Raw genomic sequence first — 24785 nt, forward strand, 5'->3', positions numbered from 1 at the left:
GAATACAGCGGATGACATTTGGGCCTGGGCAGTCGCTCGCGGACGCCGTCAGTGAGGCAACTGACATCCTGCGCGACGCCGGCGTCCCCAGTCCGCGGGTGGACGCCGAGCTGCTCGCCGACCATCTGCTGAATGTTGGGCTGGGCCGCCTGCGCGCCATGATGCTGGGGGATACCCCTGCCCCTGAGGGCTATGGGGAATTGGTGGCAGAGCGTGCCAGCAGGATCCCGCTGCAGCACATCACCGGTCTGGCGCATTTCCGGTATCTCGAGCTCTCCGTGGGTCCAGGCGTTTTCGTACCCCGTCCGGAGACCGAATCCGTGGTGCAGCTGGTCATCGACCACGTCGCGGGCATGCGGCACCCGCGGATCGTGGATCTTGGGACCGGATCCGGCGCTATCGCAGGCTCCATCGCCCACGAAGTGCCCGGAGCGGAGGTGCACGCGGTGGAATTCAGCCCCTTCGCACATGCCTGGGCAGCGAAGAATCTGGCCCCCCTGGGCGTTCATTTGGTCCTCGGGGACCTGCGGGACGCGCTGCCGGAACTCAACGGAACCTTCGACGTCGTCATCTCCAACCCGCCCTACATCCCCGCCGAAGCCACCCCCACTGAACCCGAAGTTGCCCTGCACGATCCCCCGGAAGCGCTGTACGGCGGGGGAGCGGACGGCATGGAACTTCCGACGGCGGCGGCCGCCTCCGCTGCCCGGTTGCTGGTACCCGGCGGCTACTTCGTGATGGAACACGCGGAAGTCCAAGCGGGCTGGATCTCGGCCATGTTGGCCAGGACAGGGAACTGGACCAGTATCAGGACGCATCTGGACCTCAACGGCAAGGAGCGCGCCACCAGTGCCCTGCTCGCGGATCCGGACCACAAGGAATGAAAGAATAGGCGCGTGACCACAACCTATAACTGCACCAGCGACGACGAGCGCGCCCAAGGACTTGAGCACGCCCAGCGGGCCATCAGCGAGAAGAAGTGCGTGGTTTTTCCCACGGATACGGTTTACGGGATTGCTGCCGACGCCTTCTCGCCGCAGGCCGTCACCATGCTCCTGGTCTCAAAGGGACGCAGCCGCACCATGCCGCCGCCCGTCCTGATTCCGCGCATCAACGCACTTGACGGACTCGCCTCGGACGTGTCGGCGGACGCCCGCAAGCTCGCCGAAGCCTTCTGGCCGGGCGGCCTGACCCTTATCCTGCACGCACAGCCGTCCCTGGACTGGGATCTTGGGGAGACCAAGGGCACGGTGGCGCTGCGCATGCCCGACGACGAAATCGCCCAGGAACTGTTGACCCTCACCGGGCCGCTGGCAGTTTCTTCCGCCAACCGCACCGGCCATGCTCCGGGCCAGACAGCCGCAGCAGCGCGCGAGCAGCTGGCCGACTCCGTTGAGGTTTACCTCGAAGGCGGCTTCCGCCCGCTCGAAGGCGAGGCAGCAGTGCCCTCCACCATTGTTGACGCCACCGGCCCCCGTCTGCGGGTGGTCCGCAACGGCGCCGTGACGCTTGATCAGCTCCGTGAGCACGTGCCGGATGTGCTGGGGCTGGGTGAGATTCCGATGGCAGCGGAAGAACCAGAGGAGCCGGCGGCTGAAGCCCACAGCCCGGCCGGCAGCAGTGCCGTCAGCACCACCGACAACCACCCGGGGAACTGACATGCAGCCCAAGGTGGCCGTCGCGGCCGTGACCTTTGACCGCCACGAGGAGCTTGCATTGCTCCTGAAGGGCCTGGCCGCGCAGACTGCGCCGATCCATTCGATCGCTTTGGTGGACTCCGGCACTGCCCCGGCCATCGACGTCGTTAATGCCGGGAGAGCGCAGAACATCAACTACCTGCGCTCCGAAGCCAACCTCGGCGGGGCGGGCGGATTTGCCTACGCCATCCTCGCGGCCATGGCCAGCGGCGCCGAGTGGATCTGGATGATGGACGATGACGGCCACCCCGAAGACGCCAGCTGCCTGGCAGAACTCCTCCGCACCGCCGAAGAACACCAGCTCGACATCATCAGCCCGCTGGTAGCCGCAACGTCCGACCCCAACCGGCTGTCCTTCAATTTCCGCATCAACGGGCTGCTCACCAACGACCGGTCGCGGCTGGAGCCGATGGGCTACCTTCCGGATATGGTGCACTTCTTCAACGGGGCGCTCATCCGGACCGAGGTTTTTTACAGGATCGGCATTCCGGATGTGAAGTTCTTCATCCGGGGCGACGAAGTCGATTTCCTGTCGCGCGTCAAGAAGGCCGGGCTGAAGTACGGCACCCTCGCCACTGTCGCCGTGCAGCACCCCGCCACCTGGACCGAGATGAAACCCGTCTTCGGCGGGTTCATTACCCCCGTTATCCCCGAGGGTGAGTTCAAGCGCTACTGCTACTTCCGTAACCGGGGCTACCTGACCCGTAAGTACCGGAACCTCCGGTGGTTCAGCGCGGACATCGTCGGCTTCCCGTACTACTTCCTGAAGGCCCGGGACCTCAAGGGCCTGGTGCACTGGTTACGGGCCTATTCAACCGGCTTCCGCGGCAAGGGCTTCGGTTCGCCCGCGGAACTGATGTCCACGAACAGCTAGGCTGCCGTGGAGAACCTTTTCGCCGTCGTCGTCACTTACAACCGCGCCGACTTCCTGCGCAACCTGCTCGATTCCTTCGCCCGGCTGGATACCGCACCGGCGCGGATCCTCGTCGTGGACAATGCCAGCACCGATGACACGCCGGAAGTCGTCGCCCAAGCCCTCGCTGCCGGCGGGCCGCCCATCCAGTACGAACGCCTGGACGGGAACGTCGGCGGAGCCGGCGGGTTTTCCCGCGGCGTGGAACTGGCGCTGGAAAACGGCGCCGAATGGCTGTGGCTGATGGACGACGACGTCGAGGTGCTTCCCGGCGCGGTGGAGGCACTGGGGAAGTTCACGTCCGAATACTCCTGCCTGATCGGCCGCCGGTACGACGCCAACGGGAAACCGTTCTTCTGGCAGCACCATTTTGTCGAGTCGCTGGGCATCTTCCTCCCGGTCTCGCGCGATGTGTTCCGGCACTCGGAGGTGTTCCGCACGAACGTGGGGAACTTTGAGGGAATGCTCATCAACGCCACCGTGGCCCGGAGCATTGGCCTGCCGGATCCGCGCTTCTTCATCACCTGGGACGATCTGATCTACGGCTGGCTGGCCGCGCAGCAAACACCGGTGGTGTACGTCAACGCCTTCGTCATTAAAAAGGTCCGCGCGCAGCGGCAAGTGGACCTGGGGCTGCGCCACCTTAATGATTCGTCCGACCTGAGCCGGCGCTATGTGATGCGCAACCGCGGGCACGTTGCGCATTACCTGCGGGCCCACGGCAAATTCAACCGGGCGGGTTTCGCAGCCGGCACAGCACTGACCTTCCTGAAGGAACTTGTCCGGCTGGTCCTCGTTGAGCGCACCCTTAAAGGGGCCGATGCGCTGTGGCGGGGATGGCGTGAATCACGCAGCATCCTTGCCGACAAGGGCTGGAAACCCATGCCTTCGCTGCCGGCACATCCGGGCAGCGGAACCCGAAGCGATTAGTATCGTTCTAGGCCCCGAAGCGGTCCGACAGTTTTGCGGCGGGGTATTTTGAAACAGGCGCCTGGCCGCCGTGGTAGTGGAAGTCGGTTGCATCTTTCGTTGAGTACAAAATCAGGAACGCGCGCACATGGCGCGGTACGGGACGAGAAGCCCGCCCTCTGGATCTGGATCCAGCTCTTCCTCGACTCGATGTCGTGGGTCGTGGCGATCGGCCTGGCGCTGCTGCTGCGCTACGAGATGGGCATCCGGGTGGAGCAGTTCGCTGGAGCGTTCGTGATCGCTGCCATCGCTGTGGTGGCCCAGATGCTCGCCGGATACTCCCTCGCGCTGTACCGGGGCCGGTATCCATTCGGCAGCTTCCAGGAGGCACGGGCACTTGTATTCGTCACCGTCATTGTGGCTGCCTCCATCACTGCCAGCCTCCTGGTGCTTTATGAGGCCATCAAAGTCGGCCGCAGCGTGGGCCTGATCGCCTTTCCCTTCGCCTGTCTCTTTATGTGCGCCGCACGTTACGCCAAACGGCTCTACGTAGAGGGCAGGGCCCGGCCCGGGGACGGGGCACAAAACACACTGGTTTACGGCGCCGGATTCCTCGGCAACTCCCTGGTGACCCGCATGCTGCAGGACCAGGATTCCCCATACTTTCCGGTTGGCCTGATCGACGATGACCCGGCCAAGAAGCACCTGCGCCTCTCCGGCGTCCAGGTCCAGGGCCGCGGGGATGACCTGCCGGCGATTATCCGCCGCACCCGCGCCACAGTCCTCGTCCTGGCCTTCGCCAACGTGGAGGCCACCGTGGTCCGCCGCATCTCGGACGCTGTTGCCGGCCTCAACGTGCGTGTTCTGGTACTTCCCCCGCTGCGGGACATGCTGGGCACCGGCGCGCCCGCGGGTTTCTCCGACTTCCGCGACGTAGCGGTTGAGGACCTGATCGGCCGGCGGCCCGTAGACATCAAGGTTGACGAAATTGCCGGGTACATCAAGGGCAAACGGGTGCTGGTGACCGGCGCCGGCGGTTCCATCGGATCCGAGCTCTGCCGGCAGATTGTCCAGTTCGACCCGGCGGAACTGATCATGCTGGACCACGACGAGACGGGCCTGCAGCAGACCCAGATCTCCATCAGCGGCCACGGCCTCCTGGCAGGCCGGGATACCGTGTTGGCCAACATCCGCGACGCCGAAGCCCTGCAGAACATCTTCCAGGACCGACGCCCTGAAGTGGTGTTCCACGCTGCCGCACTGAAACACGCGCCGCTGCTGCAGCAATATCCGGTGGAAGCCTGGAAAACCAACGTCTGCGGCACCCTGAACGTCCTGCGCGCGGCCCAGCGCGCCGGTGTCTCACACTTCGTCAACATCTCCACCGACAAAGCGGCCAACCCCACCACCGCCCTTGGTCACTCCAAACGGGTTGCCGAAAAACTGACGGCATGGATGGCCGGCCAGACCGGCAGCAAGTTCGTCTCCGTCCGCTTCGGCAACGTGATGGGCAGCCGCGGTTCGATGCTGCCACTTTTCACTGAGCAGATCCGCGTTGGCGGTCCCGTTACCGTCACTGACCCCGACGTCACCCGCTTCTTTATGACCATCCCCGAGGCCTGCCAGTTGGTGATCCAGGCGGGTGCGATCGGTACCGGGGGCGATGTGCTGATCCTGGACATGGGTGAACCGGTCCGGATCCTGGATGTGGCACAGCGGATGATTGCGATGTCGGGAAAGAACGTGGAGATCATTTACACCGGGCTGCGGCCGGGGGAGAAGCTGCACGAGGTACTGGTCGGCAGCGGTGAGCTGGATAAGCGCCCCCTGCATCCGAAAATTTCCCACACCAGGGCAACGGAACAGGACCCGGACGATCTTGACCTCGACGTCTGGCTGGCCCGCTGCGAGGCGGAACAAGGCGCCGGCATCGCCGACATTCCCGATGATGAGGCCACTGACGCCGGTGAGATCCGGGTGGCGTCGTGATCCTACTGGCCCTGGTTGCCGGGATTACGCTGTTGGCCAGCCTGCTGCTTCCCTTTGCGGTGAAGCCGTGGCTGGTCCGGTTGGGCGTGGTTGATGTTCCCTCTGCCCGTTCATCGCACGTGAAAGTGACCATTCGGGGAATGGGTTTGGCCGTTGCCCTGGCCACAGCTGTCGGCTACGCTGCAGCATTGCTGCTGGGGGTCGTCACGGTGGACCGCTCAGTATCCGCCACCGTGCTTTGCATCATTGCCGCCTGCGCCGCCGTGGGCTGGGTCGAGGACCTGCGCGGCATGTCCATCCGCGGGCGCGCCGCCGCCCAGCTCGGCATCGGGGCGGCCGGTTCCGCGATACTCATCGTACTCACGGGACAGTCGTTCTGGTGGCTGCCGCTCGCTGCCGTGTCGATCGCAGCCTATGTCAACATCGCCAATTTCATGGACGGAGTCAATGGCATTTCGGGCCTCCACGGGGTTACGGCCGGGGGTGCCTACGCAATGGCCGGCCTGCTGTCCGAACAGCCCTGGCTGACCGCCGGCGGCACCGTTCTGGCAATGTCCTTCCTCGGTTTCCTCCCATGGAACCTGGGGCGGGGTTCAGTCTTCCTGGGCGACGTCGGCAGCTACTTACTGGGTGCGTCGATAGCAGCCCTGGCGGTAGCAGGCTTCCTCGGCGGGGTCTACGTCGAATACGTTCTTTCCCCGATTCTCGTTTACGCCGCGGACGCCGGCTACACCCTGCTCCGCCGGATCAAGGCAGGGGAGCGGTGGTACGCGTCCCACCGGGAACACGTCTATCAGCGGCTCACGGACGTAGGCTTCTCGCACCTGCAGTCAGCTGCCACGGTCACATTCTGCACCGCAGCCGTCATCGCCCTCGGCTTCGTCGCCGCCACTGCTCCGCTTCCCGTCGTCGCCCTGTGCGTGGCCGCCGGCGTGCTGGTGATCGCTTTGTACCTGGCCAGCCCGGACCTCATCCGCCGGTACCGGCGCCCGTCGAAGGTCACACGCCTCCCCGTGAGCTAGCGGTGTTCTATCTCGTGTAGAATTTGAGGGCAGCCAAAGCTGCCCTCCAAACCTGCCTCATGGCCACGTGCCTGTTGGTGCCGACGATTGGGATCGAATGACCTCCAACGCCGAGTCCGGACCTGAGTCCGGCAGCGGAAACGTTGGCGCTTCCGGCCCCGCACCGTCTTTGTGGCTGAACCTCCTCAAGCGGAGTTCCGTGGCTGCGGCGGCCGGGCTCGCCCTGTGCGCAGTCCCGGCAGCAATCCTTAACGGCGGAAGCGGTGCCCTGTCCAGTACGTTGGGCGGTCTGCTGGTGATGTTGTTCTTCGGGATCAGCCTTCTGGTGGGCCACTTCATGGGGCGCAACAATCCTTCCGGAGCAATTGGCATGTTCGTCGCCACCTACTTCGTGAAGGTGGTCGGCTTCGCCGCAGTCCTGTTCGTCATCGGCGCTCCCCAGTGGTTGCATGGCCGCTGGTTCGTCGTAGGTGCCGTCACTGCCGTCGTACTCTGGCAGGCTGCAGAACTTTACGGTTTCAGCAAAGCCCGCCTTCAGATCTACAACGATCCAGAAACCAAGGAAAACCGCGATGCGTGATCCAAAGAAGCCCGGAGAAGGCACCAACAGCACGGACGGATCAAATGGCTCTGCCGCCGGTGTATCGAGCGACGGAACCAGCGGCGGATACAACGCCGGCATGGCCGTATTCAGCTACATCATTGGCGGAATCATCGTCTGGAGTTTGATAGGGTGGGGACTGGATTACGTGTGGGGAACGCGCTGGATCGTGCTCGCAGGCGCTCTGCTTGGAGCCGTCGGAGGTTTTTACCTTTCCCATATGCATGGCCTTACCAGTTCTCGCAAAAATGCTGGGGAGCGCCATGCTGCCAGCGGGCCGTCCCAGGACGGCAACACTAATGCCAAATAATTTCACAGGGGGAACAGCAGGCCGTCAGGCTGCCGGTCCCCGCCCAACGCCCAATGATGGACACTGCAGAGAGGAAACGCGTTGATCGCGCTTGCGCTCCCGGCCCAAGATTCAGGAGAGTTTACTCCTCCTGGTATTAACGAAATGCATTTGCCGGCAATCCTGCCGTGGGGTGCCGCAGAAGGATTCTCCAAGCAGATGCTGCTGGTCCTCCTCTCTGTTGTCTTTATCGCCGTCTTCTTCGTGCTCGCCGCACGCAAGCAGCAGCTGGTACCAGGCAAGCTCCAGTTCGCCGGCGAAGCCGCCTACGGCTTCGTCCGCAACGGAATCGCCAAGGACATCATCGGCGGCAGGGACTTCATCAAGTATGTCCCGCTGTTGTTCAGCCTGTTCTTCTTCATCCTGGTGAACAACATCTACGGCGCCATCCCGCTGTTCCAGCTCCCCACGTTCTCGCACGTGGGCGGCGCCTATGTACTGGCTGGCATTGTCTACTTCACCTGGATCGCCATCGGCGTCAAGAAGAACGGACTCCGTTACTTCAAGCTGGCCACCGTGCCCTCCGGCGTTCCCTGGTTTATCCTTCCGATCGTGATCCCGATCGAGATCATCTCCAACTTCCTGGTCCGGCCGGTCACGCACAGCCTCCGTCTGTTCGCGACCATGCTCGCAGGACACCTCATCGTGATGATCGCCGGATCCGGCATCGAATACCTCATCATGCAGGAGAACATCCTGCTCAAGGGAACCTCCGTCCTGGTTCTCGCCGGCGCCATCGCCATGTACATGCTTGAAGCCCTGATTATGGTCCTGCAGGCCTACGTATTCACGCTGCTGACCGCGATCTACATCGAAGGCGCGCTTCACGCCGACAGCCACTAAGGCACCCTTAAGCTTCCCCTCGCGGGGATGATAGCAACCCAAACAACCTGCCACATGGGTGGCATCTTGAAAGGAAGAAAAATGGAAGGCAATCTCAACCTCGTAGGTTACGGTCTGTCCGCAATCGGCGGTGGTATCGGTGTTGGTCTCGTATTCGCTGCCTACATCAACGGCGTCGCCCGCCAGCCGGAAGCACAGCGTGTCCTGCAGCCGATCGCATTCCTCGGCCTTGCGCTGACCGAAGCCCTCGCCATCCTCGGCCTGGTCTTCGCCTTCGTTCTCTAGTCCTTAGAACGAAGCGAACTTACAGAACCGAGTAGAAAAGGACGGGTGAAATATGAATCAGCTGATCATCTCAGCCGCCACTGAGGGCGAAGTTAACCCCCTGATGCCCAACCTCTGGGAAATGGGCGTTACCCTCGTGGGCTTCGCCATTCTCATGTTCATCGTGGTCAAGTTCGTTGTCCCGATGTTCGAGAAGACCTTCGCCGAGCGTGCCGAGGCTATCGAAGGCGGCATTGCAAAGGCTGAAAAGGCCCAGGCTGAGGCGTCTGCTGCACTCGAAGAGTACAAGCAGCAGCTGACCGACGCCCGCGCCGAAGCCAACCGCATCCGTGAGGAAGCACGCGCCGAAGGTGCCCAGATCCTCGCGGAGCTCAAGGAAAAGGCAGCTGCAGAGTCTGCCCGCATCACGGCCCAGGCCCACGCCCAGATCGAATCCGAGCGCCAGGCGGCCGTTGTGTCCCTGCGTTCGGAGGTCGGCACCCTGGCCACCACCCTCGCCGGCCGCATCGTTGGCGAATCGCTCAACGACGACCAGCGTGCAGCACGGGTAGTGGACCGCTTCCTTGCAGATCTGGAGACCCAGAACGCAGGTGCAGCTAAGTAATGGCAGGCGTATCGAGCGAATCGCTGGCAACAGGGCTGGCCGGGTTGGAAGCCAAGCTTCCGACGGCGTCACTGCAGCTGGCAAAGGAACTCTTCGGAATTCTGGGAATGGTGGACAGCTCGGCTGGCTTGCGCCGCGCCCTGACTGACCCGTCCCGCAACGGTGACGAAAAGTCGGCGCTGGTCAGGCAGCTGGTTGGCGGAAAAGTCTCCGCTGATGCTGCAGAGATCGCGGGCGGGCTGGCCGGCTCACGCTGGGCAGCCGCACGGGATATCGGCGATGCACTCGAGACTCTTGCCGCAACGGTGGTCATTTCCGTTGCTGAAAACAAGTCGGCCGTTTCTGCCTCCGGAATCTCTGGCCTGGAAGAGCTGGAGAACGATCTGTTCTCCTTCAACCAGGCCGTTGCCTCCAGCCACGAGGTACAACGTGCTCTGTCCGAACCACAAGCCAGCGCTGCAGCCAAGGCTGCACTCGCCGAGAAGCTGGTGCCCGGCGTAAGCGAGGAAGCAAAGGTCCTCATCACGCAGGCAGTAACCCAGCCCCGCGGCATCAAGCCCACCCGGCTTGTGGAGCGGTTCGCCGAACTGGCGGCCAAGCGGCAGCAGCGCTGGATTGCAACGGTCAGCGTGACCCGTCCCCTGACACCTGAGCAGCTTGCACGCCTCCAGGCGGGCCTGAATGCAATGTACGGGCGGGAACTGAAGGTCAACGTCAACGTTGACCCGGCACTCATTGGCGGCATCCGCGTCCAGGTAGGTGACGAAGTGCTCGACGCTTCGGTCATCACCCGCCTGGGCGAGCTGCAACGCCAGCTGGCCGGCTAGCCGGACAAGCACAACAAAACTGATAGAAACCCCGGTCATCGTGGACAACGGTGATCACAAAACAGGAGAGCAGGGACTGCAGATGGCCGAATTGACCATCAACGCCGACGACGTCCGTAATGCGCTGAACGAGTTCGCGGCGTCCTACGAACCCGGAAACGCAGAGCGCGTAGAGGTCGGCCGCGTAACCACCGCTAGTGACGGCATCGCCCGTGTTGAGGGCCTTCCCTCGGTCATGGCGAACGAGCTGCTGCGCTTCGAGGACGGCACCCTGGGCCTCGCCCAGAACCTTGACGTCCGCGAAATCGGCGTCATCATCCTCGGCGACTTCACCGGCATCGAAGAAGGCCAGGAAGTCCACCGCACCGGACAGGTTCTGTCCGTGCCCGTGGGCGACGCCTTCCTCGGCCGCGTTGTCGACCCGCTGGGCGTGCCCATCGATGACCTCGGCGAGATCAAGGCCGAGACCACCCGCGCACTGGAGCTTCAGGCTCCCGGTGTGACCCAGCGCAAGTCGGTGCACGAGCCGATGCAGACCGGACTCAAGGCTATCGACGCCATGATTCCGATCGGCCGCGGCCAGCGCCAGCTCATCATTGGTGACCGCCAGACCGGCAAGTCTGCCATTGCGATCGACACCATCATCAACCAGAAGGCCAACTGGGCTTCGGGCGATGTGACCAAGCAGGTCCGCTGCATCTACGTGGCAATCGGCCAGAAGGCGTCAACCATTGCCGCCATCCGCCAGACCCTCGAGGACAACGGCGCACTGGAGTACACCACCATCGTGGCGTCTCCCGCTTCCGACCCCGCAGGCTTCAAGTACCTCGCACCGTATGCCGGCTCGGCCATCGGCCAGCACTGGATGTACGGCGGCAAGCACGTCCTGATCGTGTTTGATGACCTGTCCAAGCAGGCTGAGGCCTACCGTGCAGTCTCGCTGCTGCTCCGCCGTCCGCCGGGACGCGAAGCCTACCCGGGCGACGTCTTCTACTTGCACTCCCGCCTGCTGGAGCGTTGTGCAAAGCTCTCCGACGAGCTGGGCGCGGGTTCCATGACCGGCCTGCCGTTGATCGAGACCAAGGCAAACGACGTTTCTGCCTACATCCCGACCAACGTTATCTCCATCACCGATGGCCAGATCTTCCTCCAGTCGGACCTCTTCAACGCCAACCAGCGTCCTGCTGTTGACGTTGGTGTGTCGGTGTCCCGCGTGGGCGGTGCCGCACAGGTGAAGTCCATGAAGAAGGTTTCCGGTACGTTGAAGCTGGACCTCGCCCAGTACCGCGACATGCAGGCATTTGCCATGTTTGCCTCGGACCTGGATGCCGCTTCACGCCAGCAGCTCACCCGTGGTGCACGCCTGATGGAACTGCTCAAGCAGGGCCAGTACTCGCCGTTCCCGGTGGAGAACCAGGTTGTGTCCATCTGGGCAGGCACCAACGGCTACCTCGATGACGTGCCGGTTGAGGACATCAGCCGCTTTGAGTCGGAGTTCCTGGAGCACCTCACTCACAAGTCCTCGATCCTGACCACGCTGGCGCAGACCAACGTGCTGGACGACGACACCGCGGCAGCGTTGAAGTCCGCCATTGTGGCCTTCAAAAAGGGCTTCTTCGGTGAGGGTGACAACCACTTGGTAGGCGCCGGCCACGAGGAGCACAGCGCTATCTCCGAGGGCGATGTCGACCAGGAAAAAATCGTCAAGCAGAAGCGCTAATTCCACTGACCGGGTGTGCCGGGCCCTAAGGGTCCGGCACACCCGGTCTACGGAATGTTAGGAAAGGATAAGTATGGGAGCCCAGATTCGGGTCTACCGCCAGAAGATCAGCTCGACCACGTCGATGCGCAAGATCTTCAAGGCGATGGAACTGATCGCTACCTCGCGCATCGGCAAGGCCCGTGCGCGCGTAGCAGCTTCACTGCCTTACGCGAACGCGATCACGCGCGCCGTTTCTGCTGTCGCCAGCCAAAGCGAAATCGACCACCCGCTGACCACTGAGCCGGAGCAGATCCGCCGTGCCGCCGTCCTGGTAATCACCTCGGACCGTGGCTTGGCTGGATCCTACTCGGCAAGCGTGCTGAAGCAGGTGGAGGGTCTCAACGAGCTGCTCCACGCTGAAGGCAAGGAAGTTAAGACGTACCTCGTCGGACGCAAGGCGCAGGCCTACTTCGAGTTCCGGAACCGCGAGTACTCGCGGGTCTGGACCGGTGGCACCGACGCACCCGAGTTCACTACCGCGCGTGAAGTCGGCGAAGCATTGCTGGCAGACTTCGCAACCGACTTTGAAGAGGGCGGCGTGGATGAGATCCACGTGGTGTACACCCGATTCAAGTCCATGGTCACCCAGGAGCCCACGGTCATCCGCCTGCTTCCGCTGGAAGTAGTGGAGGAGCAGGCCGCTTCTGAATCGGACCTGTTGCCGCTGTACGAGTTCGAGCCGGAAACCGAGCGTGTTCTTGACGCTCTGCTGCCGCGCTACATCGAGTCACGCATCTTCGCGGCCATGTTGCAGGCAGCGGCTTCCGAGCTTGCTGCACGCCAGCGGGCCATGAAGTCCGCGGGCGACAACGCCACGGACCTCATCAAGAAGTACACGCGTCTGCGCAACACGGCCCGCCAGGCTGAAATTACGCAGGAGCTGTCCGAGATCGTTGCCGGCGCAGACGCCCTCGCGTCCTAGCCTGCACGGCCCGGTTCCGCTGGACCTGCACCACCACAGATAAACTTAAATCCACGCCATCTACTGAGTGAAGTGAGAGAGATGACTGCCACTGCTACCGAACACGTAGCCGCAACGTCCGGTGCCACCGGCCGCATTGCGCGCGTAATCGGCCCGGTTGTCGACGTCGAATTCCCGGCTGACGCAATCCCGTCCATCTACAACGCACTCACCACCGAGATCACACTCAACGGTGAGACCAAGACCATCACGTTCGAGACGTCCCAGCACCTGGGTGACAACCTCGTCCGCGCCATCTCGCTGCAGGCCACCGACGGACTTGTCCGCGGTACGTCCGTAGTGGACAGCGGCGCCCCGATTTCCGTACCCGTCGGCGACGGCGTCAAGGGCCACATCTTCAACGTCCTGGGCCAGCCCCTGGACGTTACCGAGGCGGAACTGCAGATCAGCGAACGCTGGCCCATCCACCGCAAGGCTCCGAGCTTCGCTTCGCTCGAAGGCTCCACCGAGATGCTGGAAACCGGCATCAAGGTCATTGACCTTCTCACCCCGTACATCAAGGGTGGAAAGATCGGCCTGTTTGGTGGCGCCGGCGTGGGCAAGACCGTTCTGATCCAGGAAATGATCACCCGTGTTGCCCGCAACTTCGGTGGTACCTCGGTATTCGCCGGTGTTGGCGAGCGTACTCGTGAGGGCAACGACCTCTGGGTTGAAATGGAAGAGGCAGGCGTCCTCAAGGACACCGCCCTTGTATTCGGCCAGATGGATGAGCCGCCGGGAACGCGCCTGCGCGTGGCACTGTCGGCCCTGACCATGGCGGAGTACTTCCGCGATGTGCAGAACCAGGACGTGCTGCTCTTCATCGACAACATCTTCCGCTTCACCCAGGCAGGTTCCGAGGTTTCCACCCTCCTCGGCCGTATGCCTTCGGCTGTGGGCTACCAGCCCAACCTGGCAGACGAGATGGGTCTCCTGCAGGAGCGCATCACCTCCACCAAGGGCCACTCCATCACCTCGATGCAGGCCATCTACGTTCCCGCAGATGACTACACCGACCCGGCTCCGGCCACGACCTTCGCACACCTCGACGCCACCACGGAACTTTCCCGTGAAATCGCCTCCCGTGGTCTGTACCCGGCCGTTGACCCGCTGACGTCGACCTCCCGCATCCTGGATCCCCAGTACATCGGCAAGGACCACTACAACACGGCTGTCCGTGTGAAGCAGATCCTGCAGAAGAACAAGGAACTCCAGGACATCATCGCCATCCTCGGCGTTGACGAACTCTCCGAAGAGGACAAGATCGTCGTGTCGCGTGCACGCCGCATCCAGCAGTTCCTCTCGCAGAACACCTACACCGCCAAGCAGTTCACGGGCGTCGAGGGTTCCACGGTTTCCATCAAGGACACCGTCGAAGGCTTCACCGCCATCTGCGACGGCGAGCTCGACCACATTGCGGAGCAGGCGTTCTTCAACGTCGGGGGCCTCGATGACGTTGAGCGCCAGTGGGCCAAGATCCAGGAACAGACCAAGTAATATGGCTGAGCTTGAGGTTGAGATTGTCGCAGCGGACCACTTCGTGTGGTCCGGAGCGGCCAAGATGGTCAAGGCCCGCACCAGCGATGGTGAAATCGGAATCCTGCCCGGCCACTCGCCCCTGCTGGCGATCCTGGCCGAGGGTGAGCTGGCCATCCAGCCGGTGTCCGGTGACCGTATTGCCGTAGATGTGGACGGTGGATTCTTCTCCGTCGACAACAACCGCGTGGTTATTGTTGCTGACAACGCCCACCTGGGCGGCTCGGCTACCGCTGGGATCCGCTAGCACCACCTTGATGGACGCACCGACTATTCCGTTCATCGCCATGGCAATCGCTTTTGGATTGCTGATCTTTGCACTGTGCCTTTCGGGGGTGCGCCGCTTCAACCTGCGGCGTGCCCTCGGCACGGTGGACGCCTCCATTTGCATGGCTGGAAACAGCTGGCAGATGGGGGTTTGTCGTTATCAGGACAACGACCTTGAGTGGTTTCGTCTGCTCTCGTTGAGCGTCCGCCCCAAGCACAAGTTCAGGCGGCACTCGCTCGAGCTGCTGGGCCGCCGCAAGCCCACTGAAGCCGAGGCCGTCAAGGTTCAGCCCGACGTCGTCATTGTTGAATTGCGGTACGAAGGGCACGACCTTCGCCTTGCCATGAAATTCGACGCCTATGCCGGTCTCTCGTCCTGGCTTGAGGCCGGGCCGGTCATCGGCGTGGGCACCTGGCGCTAGCCGCGGTGGACTGGTTCTTCAACCTCCGGCTCACCGAGGGCGCGCTTTACTGGGTGTCGCTCGCGCTGGGCCTGGCCGGCGCCGTGTATCTCCTCTCGCCGCCTTCCCGCATTCGCGCGCGGCGCTGGATTTTCCGCACCATCGCCGCTGCCGCCGTCGCCTTCGCCCTGGTGGCCACCGTCCACTGGGCTCTCATCAACGTCTTCTCCGTGTTCCCGGACAACATTCCGGATCCGGTGCTGCTGTGGGTGGTGACGGGTGTCGCCGCCGTGATCCTCTTCCTGCTTCGGCTGCCCCGGAGCACTTGGCGCCAACGCGCCACCGGCGTGGCGGGAGTACTCCTGGTGGTGGCCCTTGCATCGGTCCAGGTCAATGCCTATTACGGACTCAACCGCACGGTGAGTGACCTGTTCGGCACGGCGGTGGCCCGGATCCCCACCCTCGAGCCGGACCTGATGCGCCAGTCAGGGGAGGACGACGCCGTTCCCCTCCTGGGATGGGCACCACAGGGTGAGCTGCCGGACGGGGGAGTTCTCCGCAAGTCTGCCATCCCCGGCACCCTGTCCGGAATGAACACGCGGGACGCCTATATTTACCTGCCACCCGCCTATTTCTCGCAAAACCGCCCCGCGCTTCCGGTGCTGGTCCTGGTAGCCGGCCAGCCGGGCGGCCCCGCTGACTGGGTCACTGGCGGCACCCTGCAGGACCACATGGACTCCTTTGCCCGCTCACACGGCGGCGTCGCTCCAGTGGTGGTGGTGCCCGACCCGAACGGTTCCCAGTCCGCCAACACGATGTGCATGGACAGCCGCATCGCAAAGGCCGATACATACCTTTCCCGTGATGTGCCTGAATGGATCAGTGCCACCCTTTCGGTGGACGTCAACCACAGCCACTGGGCCATCGGCGGGTTTTCCTTCGGCGGCACCTGCGCCCTGCAGATGGGAACCCGTCACCCCGGGCTGTACCCGTCCGTCCTCTCCTTCTCGGGGGAAGCGGAGCCGGCCATCGCCAAGGAGCGGCAGAAGACCATCGATGCGGCCTTCCCAGGGGAGCCGGACGCGTTTGAGCGCCAGACGCCCCTTGCCATCATGAAAGAACGCCGCTTCGAGTCCAGCGGTGTGTACCTGACGGCGGGACAGGACGACCACGAATTCCTGGCGTACCTTCACACGCTGGCCGCGGCGGCCCGGGAGGCCGGCTTCACCGTGCGTGCCCACGAGGTGGAAAACACCGGACACTCGTGGGATACGTCCTCCAAGCGGATTGCCGATGCACTCCAGTTCCTGGCCGACAGGTGGGGACTCCAGCAGTGAGCTCCGGAAAGGAGGTCCGCACAGCGTCCCTGGCGTGGACAACGGTGGGACGCCCCGCCCTGAAGCGGATCATCGGCACGCTGAAGTCGATGCCGTTCTCCGTGGCCGTGCTTGCGGTGTTCCTCGCCGGCGGGGCCGCCACCGGCAGCTACGTCGCCGGGCCGGCGGAGCAGTTGCTGGATGCGGCGGGAGTGAGCGGACCGGGGCTGCGCGCGGGCAACTGGTGGTCCTTGTTCACCAGCCTCTTTTTCGCCACCAACCCGATGGCCTACGTTGCCGCGTCCCTGATGATCCTGCTGTTGCTGGGCCCTGCCGAACGAAGGATGGGAACACCGGCAGCGGCCGCGTTCTTTTTTGGAGGCCAGTTCGCTGCCGTTACGCTGTTCCTGCTGCTCACCCAGCTGGCAGGCTACGTGGGCGACGGATGGCTTGACCGGATGGCCGATGAAGTCCTGCTTGGACCCTATCCGGCAGTCCTGACCGCGGTACTCGCGGCCAGCGGAAGGCTGCCGGTCCTGTGGCAGCGCCGGTTGCGCACAGGCGTGCTGTCCATCTCGCTTCTGCTGGTGCTCTACGTGGGGCATGCAGAGACCGTCATCGGGCTGCTTGGTGCCGTCCTGGGACTCCTGGCCGGGTGGTGGATCCAGGGCGACCATGGCCACCTGCACCGGCACAGGTCCACCGGCAGGGAGACCCGAAACCTGCTCGCGCTTACCGTGGCTGTTTTCGCTGTGGGTCCGATCCTCACGGGAATAGCGCGGGCACCTACGGGTCCGCTGGCGCTGCTGCGCGACGTGGTGTTGAACCCCATGCCTACGCTCAGCCAGCTGGTGTTCAACTGCGGTGCCACTGTGGAAGCATCCTGCCTTGAGGCCGGCAGGGCAGGCTTTGCGGGCCCCTTCGGCCTTGCGCTTGCAGTAATTCCGGTGGTTCTGCTGTTGATTTGCGCGGACGGCATGCGCCGCGGCCGGCGGCTTGCCCTGAATATCGCACTCGCCATCCAGCTCGCCGTGACGGGGCTCGCGGCCGTCTACCTGGCGCTGTTCGCCCTGGTTCCGTCCCGGCTGCAAGGACCGTCCGCCCCGCCCATGGGATCTGCCTTTGCCCACGTGCTTCCGCTGGTTGTCGTACCCCTGCTGCTGGCGGTGCTCCTGTGGTTAAACCGACGGCAGTTCCGTGTGCAGACGCTCCCGTCCGCCCGGCGGACACTGGCGCTGGTGGTGGGAGGAACGTGGCTTCTCCTTGCAAGCACTTATGCGGGCGCCTGGTTCTGGGCAGGCGGATTAGCGCGCGACGGCGGCCTGCTGGGACTGTTCGCGGAGCTGGCCCGGCAGTACGTCCCGGTTCCCATCCCAGAGCACTACCACCGCGTTTTCGCTGACCGGAACAGCGTGGAGGCTGTCCTTTTTGCGTACTCCGGACCGGTGTTTTGGGTGATTGCGCTGGCGGCTGTGTGGTGGGCGCTGCTGGGCGGGCACCATGGGAACGATTCCGGGCGGCAGGACCGGATCGAGGCACGGAACCTGCTCCACCAGGGCGGTGGACCGCTGTCCTGGATGGCACTCTGGGAACCCAATGAGTACTGGTTCAGTCCCGACGGCCAGGGCGCGGTGGCCTTCCAGCGGCACGGCAGCGTGGCACTCACACTTGGCGGAGCCTTCGGTCCGGCGCAGTGCCAAAAGGACGTTGCTGCGGGGTTTATGGCCCACTGCAGCCGGCAGGCCCTGATCCCTGCGCTTTACTCCTGCGACGACACGCTCTGGCCCATGCTCCAGGAGCGCGGGTTTTCGCGGGTTGCCGTAGCGCAGGAGACACGGCTGGCAATCCGCGAACTCGAGTTTCGGGGCAAGGAATGGCAGAACGTCCGGACTGCGCTGAACCGTGCGGCAAAGCTCGGGGTCAGAGCTGTGTGGGGCTCCTACGCCTCGTTGCCCGCCGCGCTGCGCTCACGCCTGAGCGAAGTTTCCGAGGAATGGGCGGCTGGAAAGACCGTCCCTGAGATGGGCTTCACCCTGGGCGGCATTGATGAGCTTGATGACCCGGAGGTCCTGTGCTGCCTCGCCGTTGACGAAGACGGCACCGTCCATGGAATGACCAGCTGGCTGCCGGTTTACGCCGGCGGGACCCTGGTCAGCCGGACTCTGGACGTCATGCGCCGTGGAGCAGAAGGATTCCCGGGGGTGATGGAATTTCTCATCGCTTCTGCTGTGCTCGAGCTGCGCAGTTCAGTGGAGGTCATATCCCTCTCGGGTTCGCCGCTGGCAAACGTCCCCGGAGCCGCTGATAATTCCGGCGGGGAGGGCAGGGCGGATAACCTTGTCCGGATCCTCGACCTGGTGGGACACGCCTTGGAACCGGTATATGGATTCCGTTCCCTGGCGGCATTCAAGTCGCGGTTCAAACCGGAGTACCGCGCCCTATACCTGTATTATCAGGACCCGCTGCACCTGCCCGCTATTGGCCGCGCTTTAACACGCGCCTACCTGCCAGGGCTTTCCCTTCCGCAGGGTGCCCGCCTGGTCCGCAAATTGGTGAAGTGAACCCCTCCAATTAGCACCAACAAATGTACGCTCCGGCGAACCGGGAACGCCCATTGCTGCCGTGGGGATGAAACCCGCAATTCAACAAAATGATCCCCGGCATAATTGCCGGGGATCATTGTTTCGCTGCCGGCCGCATTGACGCGGCCGGGCGGCGGGGACTAGACCAGCGTCACGCCGGTAGCCTGGGGGCCCTTGGCGCCCTGACCGATTTCGAACTGAACACGCTGGTTCTCGTCCAGGGTCTTGAAGCCACCGGTCTGGATCTCCGAGTAGTGCACGAAGACATCACCATCGGAGTCATCCGGGGTAATGAAGCCGAAGCCCTTTTCAGCGTTGAACCACTTGACGGTTCCCTGTGCCATTTATTTCTCCTCATTGTGGAACTTGTTTAAGATCGGCACACCTCGTGCCGGCCTTGGTCACTCCGTGAGAAGAATCCTGGATTGCCGTCCGGTAAAGGGACCGGCGCTGCAGGAGCTTCGCACTCGCAACATGTCTTGCGAGCATGAAAAACACCTACACAAAGACTGAGATAAGAATTTCACGCTGCTCCGCGGAGGTCAACGGTTTGGGCGGAGAAACGCACAAATTTTGGGTAAAAAGACGGTTGAAAGACCTTGTCAGGGCCGAATGGAGCCCAAAAGGAAGGCTCGCTGCCTGGGTCGCGAGCGCTTTGAAAAGCGGCAGTCAGAAAAGCCGGGACTCGCTGTCGTCCACGCCGCGCATGGCATCGTAGTCAAGGGTGACGCAATCGATCCCGCGGTCGTTCGCGAGCACCTTGGCCTGCGGCTTGATTTGCTGCGCAGCGAAGATACCCCGGACCGGGGCAAGCAGCGGATCGCGGTTCAGTAACTCAAGGTACCGGGTGAGCTGCTCCACTCCGTCGATGTCGCCGCGGCGCTTAAGCTCAATGGCCACGGTGCCGCCGCCCGAGTCGCGGGCCAAAATGTCCACCGGGCCGATGGCCGTGAAGTACTCGCGGCGGATCAGGGAATAGCCCTCACCGAGCGTTTCAATCTGTTCCGCCAGCAGCCGCTGCAGGTCCGCCTCCACACCGTCCTTGATCAGTCCGGGATCCACTCCGAGGTCGTGGGAGGAGTCACTGAGTTTCTCATGGATGTTGATGATTAGCCGGTCGTCCGTCTTGGCCGACTGTACGGTCCACTGCTCGATGACACCCAGTTCCAGGTCAACGTCCTCGGGGGAAGAAACCCGGAGCGTTGCCGGCGGGCTCATCCAGTTGAGGGGCTTGTAGGAGCCACCGTCCGAGTGGACCAGGACAGAGCCGTCAGCCTTGACCAGCAGCAGCCTGGTGGCAAGGGGGAGATGGGCTTTGAGCCGGCCAACGTAATCAACAGAGCATCGGGCTATGACAAGTCGCACGCCGTACAGACTACCGTCTGGTGCCGCCGGCCTCCGCCCCGGGCAAGCCTTGAGGGGGAGTGGTGCCGGCCCGGCAGGGACTGGCCTGGCCGGCGCTGGGGCAGAATGGATGCATGCCGCGTTCCAACCGACCCCGCCGTCCCGTGTCCGGAAAATCCGGAGCCGCGTCGGCCCGTGCGGCCGGAAGGAAGGGAAGCAGCGAGGTTCCTGAGCTTGACCTGGAACGTGCGCGGGCAGGTATTGCGCGGCGGGAGAGCGCTCCCGACGGCGAGTGGATGGTCCGCACCATGACGGCCAGGAACGCTGAAAAGACGTACATTTGCCCCGAGTGTTCCACTGCAGTGCTGCCGGGGGTTGCCCACCTGGTGGTCTGGAAGGATGACCACCTCTTCGGCGCTGCTGCCGGGCTGGCGGAGCGCCGCCACTGGCACACCAACTGCTGGATGACCCGTAGTTACCGCTACCGGTAAGGGGCGGGGTGCAGCTGTCGCTAAGCTGGCAGGCATGACTTTTGATCCGGCGTCGTACGAATTCAGCCAGTCCACCGGCCCCACGCCCATCCGTGCCTCCACTGTCCTGCCTGCGCGGCGCGAAAACGTGGAGCTGCAAACGGAGGACGGGCATACCCTGGTGGGGGAGCTGGCGCTGCCGGAGTCCGGGCCGGTCAAAGCCACGCTGATTACCCTGCACCCGCTGCCTACCCATGGCGGGTTCATGGATTCCCACGTCTACCGCAAGGCCTCCTACCGGCTGCCTGCACTGGCCGGCATCGCGGTGCTGCGGTTCAACACGCGCGGCACCGAGTCCCCGCGGGGTACCAGCACAGGTGCTTTCGAGGAAGGTGTGGGAGAGCGGCATGACGTGGAAGCAGCTGTCCGCTTCGCCGTCGAACGCGGCCTGCCCAACCGGTGGCTTGTGGGCTGGTCCTTCGGCACCGAACTTGCCCTGATGTACGGGGCCACGGAGCCGGTCGCCTCGCTGATTGAGGGAGCGGTTCTGCTGTCCCCGCCGCTGCACCGGGCCAAGGATGCGCACCTGCTCGAGTGGGCGCAGTCCGGCAAACCGCTCAAGGTGCTGGTGCCTGAGCACGATGATTATCTGCAGCCGGACGCCGCCGCCGGGCGCTTCAGCCTGGTGCCCCAGGCCCGCGTTGTAGGGGTCAAAGGCGCAAAGCATCTGTGGGTGGGGGAGAAGTACGCCGGGCGGGTGCTGAACGAGATCGTGGATGAGGTCACCGAAGCAGGTTCCGGCGCCAGCCTGCCGCAGGTGTGGGACGGGCCGGCAGCCGACGCCCCGGCTTAGGGGTATTGACCTGGGCGGCCGGCGGCCGCGCCCCAAACGTCAGTGCTGGTCCTGCCGCACGATGTAGATTTCGCGGACCAGCAGCAGGACGGCGGCCGCCGTCGGAATGGCGATCAGGGCGCCGAGGACGCCGAGCAAACTGCCGCCGGCGATAACGGAAATGACGGCCACCGCGCCCGGCACCGCGACTGCCTTCTGCATGATGCGCGGCGAGATGAAGTAGGCCTCGAACTGCAGGTAGGCAAAGTAGCAAATGGCGTAGACAATGGCGGTCTGCCAGTCTTCGGTGAGCGCGATGAGGACCACCAGCACACCGGCAATCAGCCCGCCCACCAGGGGGATAAAGGCAAGGAGGGCCACCACGAACGCCAGCAAAAGGGCGAAGGGAACCCCCACGATGGACATCACGATGAAGGCAAAGGTGGCATTAAGCAGGGCTACGCAAGCCTGGCCGATCACGTAGTTGCCCACCGATCGGGTGATCTCCTCGGACAAAGCCTCAACCCGGGCCCGGCGGGAACGGGGTGCAAGCCGGTACCCCCACTTTTTCATTGCGGGCAGGGCGGCCAGGAAGTACAGGCTCAGCACCAGCACAATCAAGGTGCCGAACAGGCCGTTGGCCACGGTTGACCCGAAGCTCACCACGCCGCCGAAGATTCCGCCCACTGCCGCGGGGTCGTTGACGAACTTGTCCAGTTCCTCGGTAATCCGCTCCCGGACGCCGAACTGGTCATCGAGGCTGCGGAAGAAGTCTGAATCAATAAAGTCCCGAACCCAGACCGGTGCCTGCTGGACAACCTGCGTCACCTGTTCCACGATCGTGGGGATCAGGGTGGCAAAAAATCCGACGACGGCGCTTACCAGCACTGTAACGGACACCAGGATTCCGGCCGGGCGGGGGATCTTGCGGCTCTCCAGCCAGCTGACCACAGGTTCCAGGCCGAGTGCGATGAACAGCGCGGCCACAATCCACAGCAGCAGTTGCGTGGTGTTGGATCCGATCCAGTAGACAAGCAGGGCCAGGCCCACGCCCACGGTGCCCATAAAACCCATGTACAGGGGGTGCTGGGGCGACATGCGCGGGCCTGGATCACCGAACTGGGGTTCGACCTCGCCTGACTCTTCGCCAACCTGTTTCTCCTGGTGGGAGTATTCCGGCGGCATTTCGAAGCGGAGCCTCGGCTGGGCCCCGGGCAGCGGTTGGCGAAGGCGGTGCACCACCAGTCCGAGGGCCGCGGTGGCCGCCCCTCTCCGGCGGACCGGCGGAGGGACCTGGGGAGCGCCTGCCGAAGGCTCAGCACCCGTTGGTTTCTCGTGTGCCGCGGAGGACTCGTCCGTCTTGTCAGTCACTGGGATGTGGGGCCTGTTCAGTGCGTGGCGCCGCTGGCGCGGGCGGGTGTGATGATCATCGCAAACACTATCAGCAGCCTTGTCAACACCCGTGAAGTGCCCGTCACGCAGGCAACGGAAGATGCCTTTCCGGCACCGGAAACAAGGGCCGTGGTAACGAAACCGTTACTATTGAGGGTAAACCCCCGCTGATGATAGGTGTTCCCTTGCGTTTAAAGACTGCAGTCGCACTCGTGCTGCTCGGCCTCCTGACACTGCTGGCCGGCATCGGCCAGAGAACCATCTGGGCCCCGTCCGAGACTTTCACGGCCTCTGCGCCGGCTGATGCCGGGGCGGCGCCGCTGACGGTCATTGACCAGAACCTGCGCACCCTTCATGGCGGCACCGTCAAGATCAATATCGAGGGTGATGGCAACTTCCTGCTGGCATCGGGGCGTCCCGATGATGTCGACGCCTGGGTGGGCAAGACGGCGCACAACACCGTCACGGGGGTTTCCGAGGACGGGAAGTCGCTCCAGGTGGAACACGCAGACGGCGAACCCACCGCGCCCAACCCCGCAGGCTCGGACCTCTGGGTTTCCACCGAGAACGCAAGCGGTGAGCTGGAGTACTCCTGGACACCGCCGGCCGACGGCGACTGGACCCTCCTGCTGGCCTCTGACGGGACCCAGCCTGCTCCTGCCTCCGTTTCCATGACGTTCCCGAACGATACTTCCACCCCCTGGGCCATTCCGCTGATGGTGCTTGGCTCGCTCCTGATCCTCGGCGGGATCGCCCTGGCGTTGCTCTCCCTGCGCAAGCGCAACGGCGAAGGTGACGGCAACGGCAAGGGCAGCGGTTTTGCCCAGCGTGCCCGTGCCAGGACAGAGGCACGTTCGTCCTCGCGGGTGACCATGGCCGCCGCCGGTGTGGTTGCCGCTGCTGTTGTGGCCGGAACCGGTGTGGCCGCAAGTGCCACCTCACCCGCGCCTTCCCCGGATTCTTCGGCGGCCCCGCAGGATCAGTCAGGCTCGCCGGTGCTGCTCGACGCCCAGTTCCGCCGCATCCTGGAGCAGGTCTCCAGCGCAGCGGACGCAGGCGACGCAGCAAAGGATGCGAAAAAGCTTGCCGGCCGCGTTGGCGGCACTGAGCTTGAAGTCCGGACCCAGAACTACAAGATCCGATCCCGGGTGGGATCCTACGAAGCACGGATGCCCGTGCGTTCCACCAAGCTCCTCACCACGGTGGTCACCAGTAACCGTGACTGGCCCCGGTCCGTCCTTGCCGTGACCCAGGGCGACGGCAACGTGGTTCCGCAGCTGCTGACGCTCGTACAGTCATCTCCGCGCGAGAACTACAAGCTCGTGGAAACCAACCCGCTCCAGCCCGGCACCACCTTCCCCACCATCAACCGTGACGGCACCGAGACGCTGGCAGCGACTGACAAGACCGGGCTGCTGTACAGCGGCGAAGAGGCCATGTCCGGCCTGGCCGACCGCCTCACCAGCGCCGATTCCCCTTTCAAGGACAAGCTGGTGGAGGGTAAGTCCTCGCCGTACATCGCGGACACCCTGTCCTACCAGGCAGAGGTGGTCAAGGCGGGAGAGAACGGCAATTTCTCCTTCACCCACAAGGTTGTTCCCGAGAGCACCATTGTGTTCCGCACCGCCGACGGCGGCGCCCTGGTACTGGGCCGGATCAACTTCGGCTTCGAGGGGACGCCGAAGGCCGCCGGTGACAAGCTCAGCATCGGTGACGATGCCGCGGCGCTCGCCGGCGGCAAGGAAACCACCACCGGCATGGTCCTGAGCTTCGCCGAGTCCATGGCCGTGTACGTTCCGCCGGCAGGCTCCACCGATCCCATGAAGCTTGTGGCTGCCACCCGCGGCCTGGTGGGGGCCAGCTTCAAGTAGACGCCGTACCTG

At 63.8% G+C, this 24785-nt stretch carries 25 protein-coding genes; 22 read left to right on the plus strand and 3 right to left on the minus strand.

Going from position 1 to position 24785, the window contains the following annotated elements; all coding sequences use genetic code 11:
• The first annotated feature begins 11 nt into the window (after window positions 1-11).
• The 19 genes from prmC to QFZ70_RS06565 all read left to right on the plus strand — a co-directional run bounded on the left by prmC (window position 12) and on the right by QFZ70_RS06565 (window position 18843).
• Window positions 12-884, plus strand: coding sequence for a peptide chain release factor N(5)-glutamine methyltransferase (gene prmC / locus QFZ70_RS06475; RefSeq protein WP_307094606.1), 873 nt, complete (start codon window positions 12-14; stop codon window positions 882-884).
• 12 nt (window positions 885-896) lie between these two features.
• Window positions 897-1658, plus strand: a complete 762-nt coding sequence (locus tag QFZ70_RS06480) for an L-threonylcarbamoyladenylate synthase (RefSeq protein ID WP_307094607.1) — start codon at window positions 897-899, stop codon at window positions 1656-1658.
• Between the two features lies 1 nt (window position 1659).
• Window positions 1660-2571: a glycosyltransferase gene (locus tag QFZ70_RS06485; protein ID WP_307094608.1), complete on the plus strand. Its 912-nt coding sequence runs from the start codon at window positions 1660-1662 to the stop codon at window positions 2569-2571.
• Window positions 2572-2577: 6 nt separating this feature from the next.
• Window positions 2578-3540: a glycosyltransferase gene (locus tag QFZ70_RS06490; protein ID WP_307094609.1), complete on the plus strand. Its 963-nt coding sequence runs from the start codon at window positions 2578-2580 to the stop codon at window positions 3538-3540.
• A gap of 99 nt (window positions 3541-3639) precedes the next feature.
• A complete protein-coding gene (locus QFZ70_RS06495; RefSeq protein ID WP_307094610.1) occupies window positions 3640-5508 on the plus strand; it encodes a nucleoside-diphosphate sugar epimerase/dehydratase in 1869 nt (622 codons plus the stop codon).
• Entirely contained in the window at window positions 5505-6530 is a 1026-nt protein-coding gene (locus tag QFZ70_RS06500) for a glycosyltransferase family 4 protein (protein WP_307094611.1), read from the plus strand. Before QFZ70_RS06495 ends, QFZ70_RS06500 begins: the two co-directional genes overlap by 4 nt.
• 97 nt (window positions 6531-6627) lie before the next feature.
• Window positions 6628-7110 (plus strand): hypothetical protein, encoded by a 483-nt coding sequence (locus QFZ70_RS06505; RefSeq protein ID WP_307094612.1) that lies wholly within the window; start codon window positions 6628-6630, stop codon window positions 7108-7110.
• Window positions 7103-7441 (plus strand): hypothetical protein, encoded by a 339-nt coding sequence (locus QFZ70_RS06510; RefSeq protein WP_307094613.1) that lies wholly within the window; start codon window positions 7103-7105, stop codon window positions 7439-7441. Before QFZ70_RS06505 ends, QFZ70_RS06510 begins: the two co-directional genes overlap by 8 nt.
• An 81-nt stretch (window positions 7442-7522) precedes the next feature.
• Entirely contained in the window at window positions 7523-8323 is an 801-nt protein-coding gene (gene atpB / locus QFZ70_RS06515) for a F0F1 ATP synthase subunit A (protein WP_307094614.1), read from the plus strand.
• Between the two features lie 81 nt (window positions 8324-8404).
• A complete protein-coding gene (gene atpE / locus QFZ70_RS06520; RefSeq protein WP_009356484.1) occupies window positions 8405-8608 on the plus strand; it encodes an ATP synthase F0 subunit C in 204 nt (67 codons plus the stop codon).
• Window positions 8609-8660: 52 nt separating this feature from the next.
• Window positions 8661-9212, plus strand: a complete 552-nt coding sequence (locus tag QFZ70_RS06525) for a F0F1 ATP synthase subunit B (RefSeq protein ID WP_307094615.1) — start codon at window positions 8661-8663, stop codon at window positions 9210-9212.
• On the plus strand, window positions 9212-10039 hold the full coding sequence (locus tag QFZ70_RS06530) for a F0F1 ATP synthase subunit delta (protein WP_307094616.1): 828 nt from the start codon (window positions 9212-9214) through the stop codon (window positions 10037-10039). The genes QFZ70_RS06525 and QFZ70_RS06530 overlap by 1 nt, the downstream gene beginning before the upstream one ends.
• A gap of 82 nt (window positions 10040-10121) precedes the next feature.
• Entirely contained in the window at window positions 10122-11759 is a 1638-nt protein-coding gene (gene atpA / locus QFZ70_RS06535; RefSeq protein ID WP_307094617.1) for a F0F1 ATP synthase subunit alpha, read from the plus strand.
• Window positions 11760-11832: 73 nt separating this feature from the next.
• Window positions 11833-12723 carry a F0F1 ATP synthase subunit gamma gene (locus QFZ70_RS06540; RefSeq protein ID WP_307094618.1) on the plus strand — a complete coding sequence of 297 codons (891 nt, stop codon included), beginning with the start codon at window positions 11833-11835 and terminating at the stop codon, window positions 12721-12723.
• Between the two features lie 81 nt (window positions 12724-12804).
• On the plus strand, window positions 12805-14259 hold the full coding sequence (gene atpD, locus QFZ70_RS06545; RefSeq protein ID WP_307094619.1) for a F0F1 ATP synthase subunit beta: 1455 nt from the start codon (window positions 12805-12807) through the stop codon (window positions 14257-14259).
• 1 nt (window position 14260) lies between these two features.
• Entirely contained in the window at window positions 14261-14545 is a 285-nt protein-coding gene (locus tag QFZ70_RS06550) for a F0F1 ATP synthase subunit epsilon (RefSeq protein ID WP_013601509.1), read from the plus strand.
• A 10-nt stretch (window positions 14546-14555) separates the two neighbouring features.
• Entirely contained in the window at window positions 14556-14987 is a 432-nt protein-coding gene (locus tag QFZ70_RS06555; RefSeq protein WP_307094620.1) for a DUF2550 domain-containing protein, read from the plus strand.
• Between the two features lie 5 nt (window positions 14988-14992).
• On the plus strand, window positions 14993-16303 hold the full coding sequence (locus QFZ70_RS06560) for an alpha/beta hydrolase family protein (protein ID WP_307094621.1): 1311 nt from the start codon (window positions 14993-14995) through the stop codon (window positions 16301-16303).
• Entirely contained in the window at window positions 16300-18843 is a 2544-nt protein-coding gene (locus QFZ70_RS06565) for a bifunctional lysylphosphatidylglycerol flippase/synthetase MprF (protein ID WP_307094622.1), read from the plus strand. Before QFZ70_RS06560 ends, QFZ70_RS06565 begins: the two co-directional genes overlap by 4 nt.
• 161 nt (window positions 18844-19004) lie before the next feature.
• On the opposite strand, the gene QFZ70_RS06570 is transcribed toward QFZ70_RS06565, so the two are convergent.
• Window positions 19005-19208, minus strand: coding sequence for a cold-shock protein (locus tag QFZ70_RS06570; RefSeq protein WP_011692441.1), 204 nt, complete (start codon window positions 19206-19208; stop codon window positions 19005-19007).
• A 325-nt stretch (window positions 19209-19533) separates the two neighbouring features.
• Window positions 19534-20229, minus strand: coding sequence for an endonuclease NucS (gene nucS / locus QFZ70_RS06575; RefSeq protein WP_307094623.1), 696 nt, complete (start codon window positions 20227-20229; stop codon window positions 19534-19536).
• Window positions 20230-20342: 113 nt separating this feature from the next.
• Between nucS and QFZ70_RS06580 the strand changes: the two genes are divergently transcribed.
• Both QFZ70_RS06580 and QFZ70_RS06585 read left to right on the plus strand, forming a co-directional pair.
• Complete coding sequence (locus QFZ70_RS06580; RefSeq protein WP_307094624.1) at window positions 20343-20699, plus strand: ATP/GTP-binding protein; 357 nt, start codon at window positions 20343-20345, stop codon at window positions 20697-20699.
• Between the two features lie 34 nt (window positions 20700-20733).
• Complete coding sequence (locus tag QFZ70_RS06585; protein WP_307094625.1) at window positions 20734-21531, plus strand: alpha/beta hydrolase; 798 nt, start codon at window positions 20734-20736, stop codon at window positions 21529-21531.
• 39 nt (window positions 21532-21570) lie between these two features.
• On the opposite strand, the gene QFZ70_RS06590 is transcribed toward QFZ70_RS06585, so the two are convergent.
• Window positions 21571-22881 carry an AI-2E family transporter gene (locus tag QFZ70_RS06590; protein ID WP_373461546.1) on the minus strand — a complete coding sequence of 437 codons (1311 nt, stop codon included), beginning with the start codon at window positions 22879-22881 and terminating at the stop codon, window positions 21571-21573.
• A gap of 191 nt (window positions 22882-23072) precedes the next feature.
• Between QFZ70_RS06590 and QFZ70_RS06595 the strand changes: the two genes are divergently transcribed.
• A complete protein-coding gene (locus tag QFZ70_RS06595) occupies window positions 23073-24773 on the plus strand; it encodes a hypothetical protein (RefSeq protein ID WP_307094626.1) in 1701 nt (566 codons plus the stop codon).
• Window positions 24774-24785: the final 12 nt, after the last annotated feature.

Origin of the sequence: Arthrobacter sp. V1I9 (genome assembly GCF_030817075.1) — a bacterium.
Classification (GTDB): domain Bacteria; phylum Actinomycetota; class Actinomycetes; order Actinomycetales; family Micrococcaceae; genus Arthrobacter.

Coding starts and splice junctions, on each gene's coding strand:
- prmC (WP_307094606.1), top strand. CDS start 12: ATGACATTTGGGCCTGGGCAGTCGCTCGCGGACGCCGTCAGTGAGGCA.
- QFZ70_RS06485 (WP_307094608.1), top strand. CDS start 1,660: ATGCAGCCCAAGGTGGCCGTCGCGGCCGTGACCTTTGACCGCCACGAG.
- QFZ70_RS06505 (WP_307094612.1), top strand. CDS start 6,628: ATGACCTCCAACGCCGAGTCCGGACCTGAGTCCGGCAGCGGAAACGTT.
- QFZ70_RS06510 (WP_307094613.1), top strand. CDS start 7,103: ATGCGTGATCCAAAGAAGCCCGGAGAAGGCACCAACAGCACGGACGGA.
- atpE (WP_009356484.1), top strand. CDS start 8,405: ATGGAAGGCAATCTCAACCTCGTAGGTTACGGTCTGTCCGCAATCGGC.
- QFZ70_RS06525 (WP_307094615.1), top strand. CDS start 8,661: ATGAATCAGCTGATCATCTCAGCCGCCACTGAGGGCGAAGTTAACCCC.
- QFZ70_RS06530 (WP_307094616.1), top strand. CDS start 9,212: ATGGCAGGCGTATCGAGCGAATCGCTGGCAACAGGGCTGGCCGGGTTG.
- atpA (WP_307094617.1), top strand. CDS start 10,122: ATGGCCGAATTGACCATCAACGCCGACGACGTCCGTAATGCGCTGAAC.
- QFZ70_RS06540 (WP_307094618.1), top strand. CDS start 11,833: ATGGGAGCCCAGATTCGGGTCTACCGCCAGAAGATCAGCTCGACCACG.
- atpD (WP_307094619.1), top strand. CDS start 12,805: ATGACTGCCACTGCTACCGAACACGTAGCCGCAACGTCCGGTGCCACC.
- QFZ70_RS06550 (WP_013601509.1), top strand. CDS start 14,261: ATGGCTGAGCTTGAGGTTGAGATTGTCGCAGCGGACCACTTCGTGTGG.
- QFZ70_RS06555 (WP_307094620.1), top strand. CDS start 14,556: ATGGACGCACCGACTATTCCGTTCATCGCCATGGCAATCGCTTTTGGA.
- QFZ70_RS06570 (WP_011692441.1), bottom strand. CDS start 19,208: ATGGCACAGGGAACCGTCAAGTGGTTCAACGCTGAAAAGGGCTTCGGC.
- QFZ70_RS06580 (WP_307094624.1), top strand. CDS start 20,343: ATGCCGCGTTCCAACCGACCCCGCCGTCCCGTGTCCGGAAAATCCGGA.
- QFZ70_RS06585 (WP_307094625.1), top strand. CDS start 20,734: ATGACTTTTGATCCGGCGTCGTACGAATTCAGCCAGTCCACCGGCCCC.
- QFZ70_RS06595 (WP_307094626.1), top strand. CDS start 23,073: ATGATAGGTGTTCCCTTGCGTTTAAAGACTGCAGTCGCACTCGTGCTG.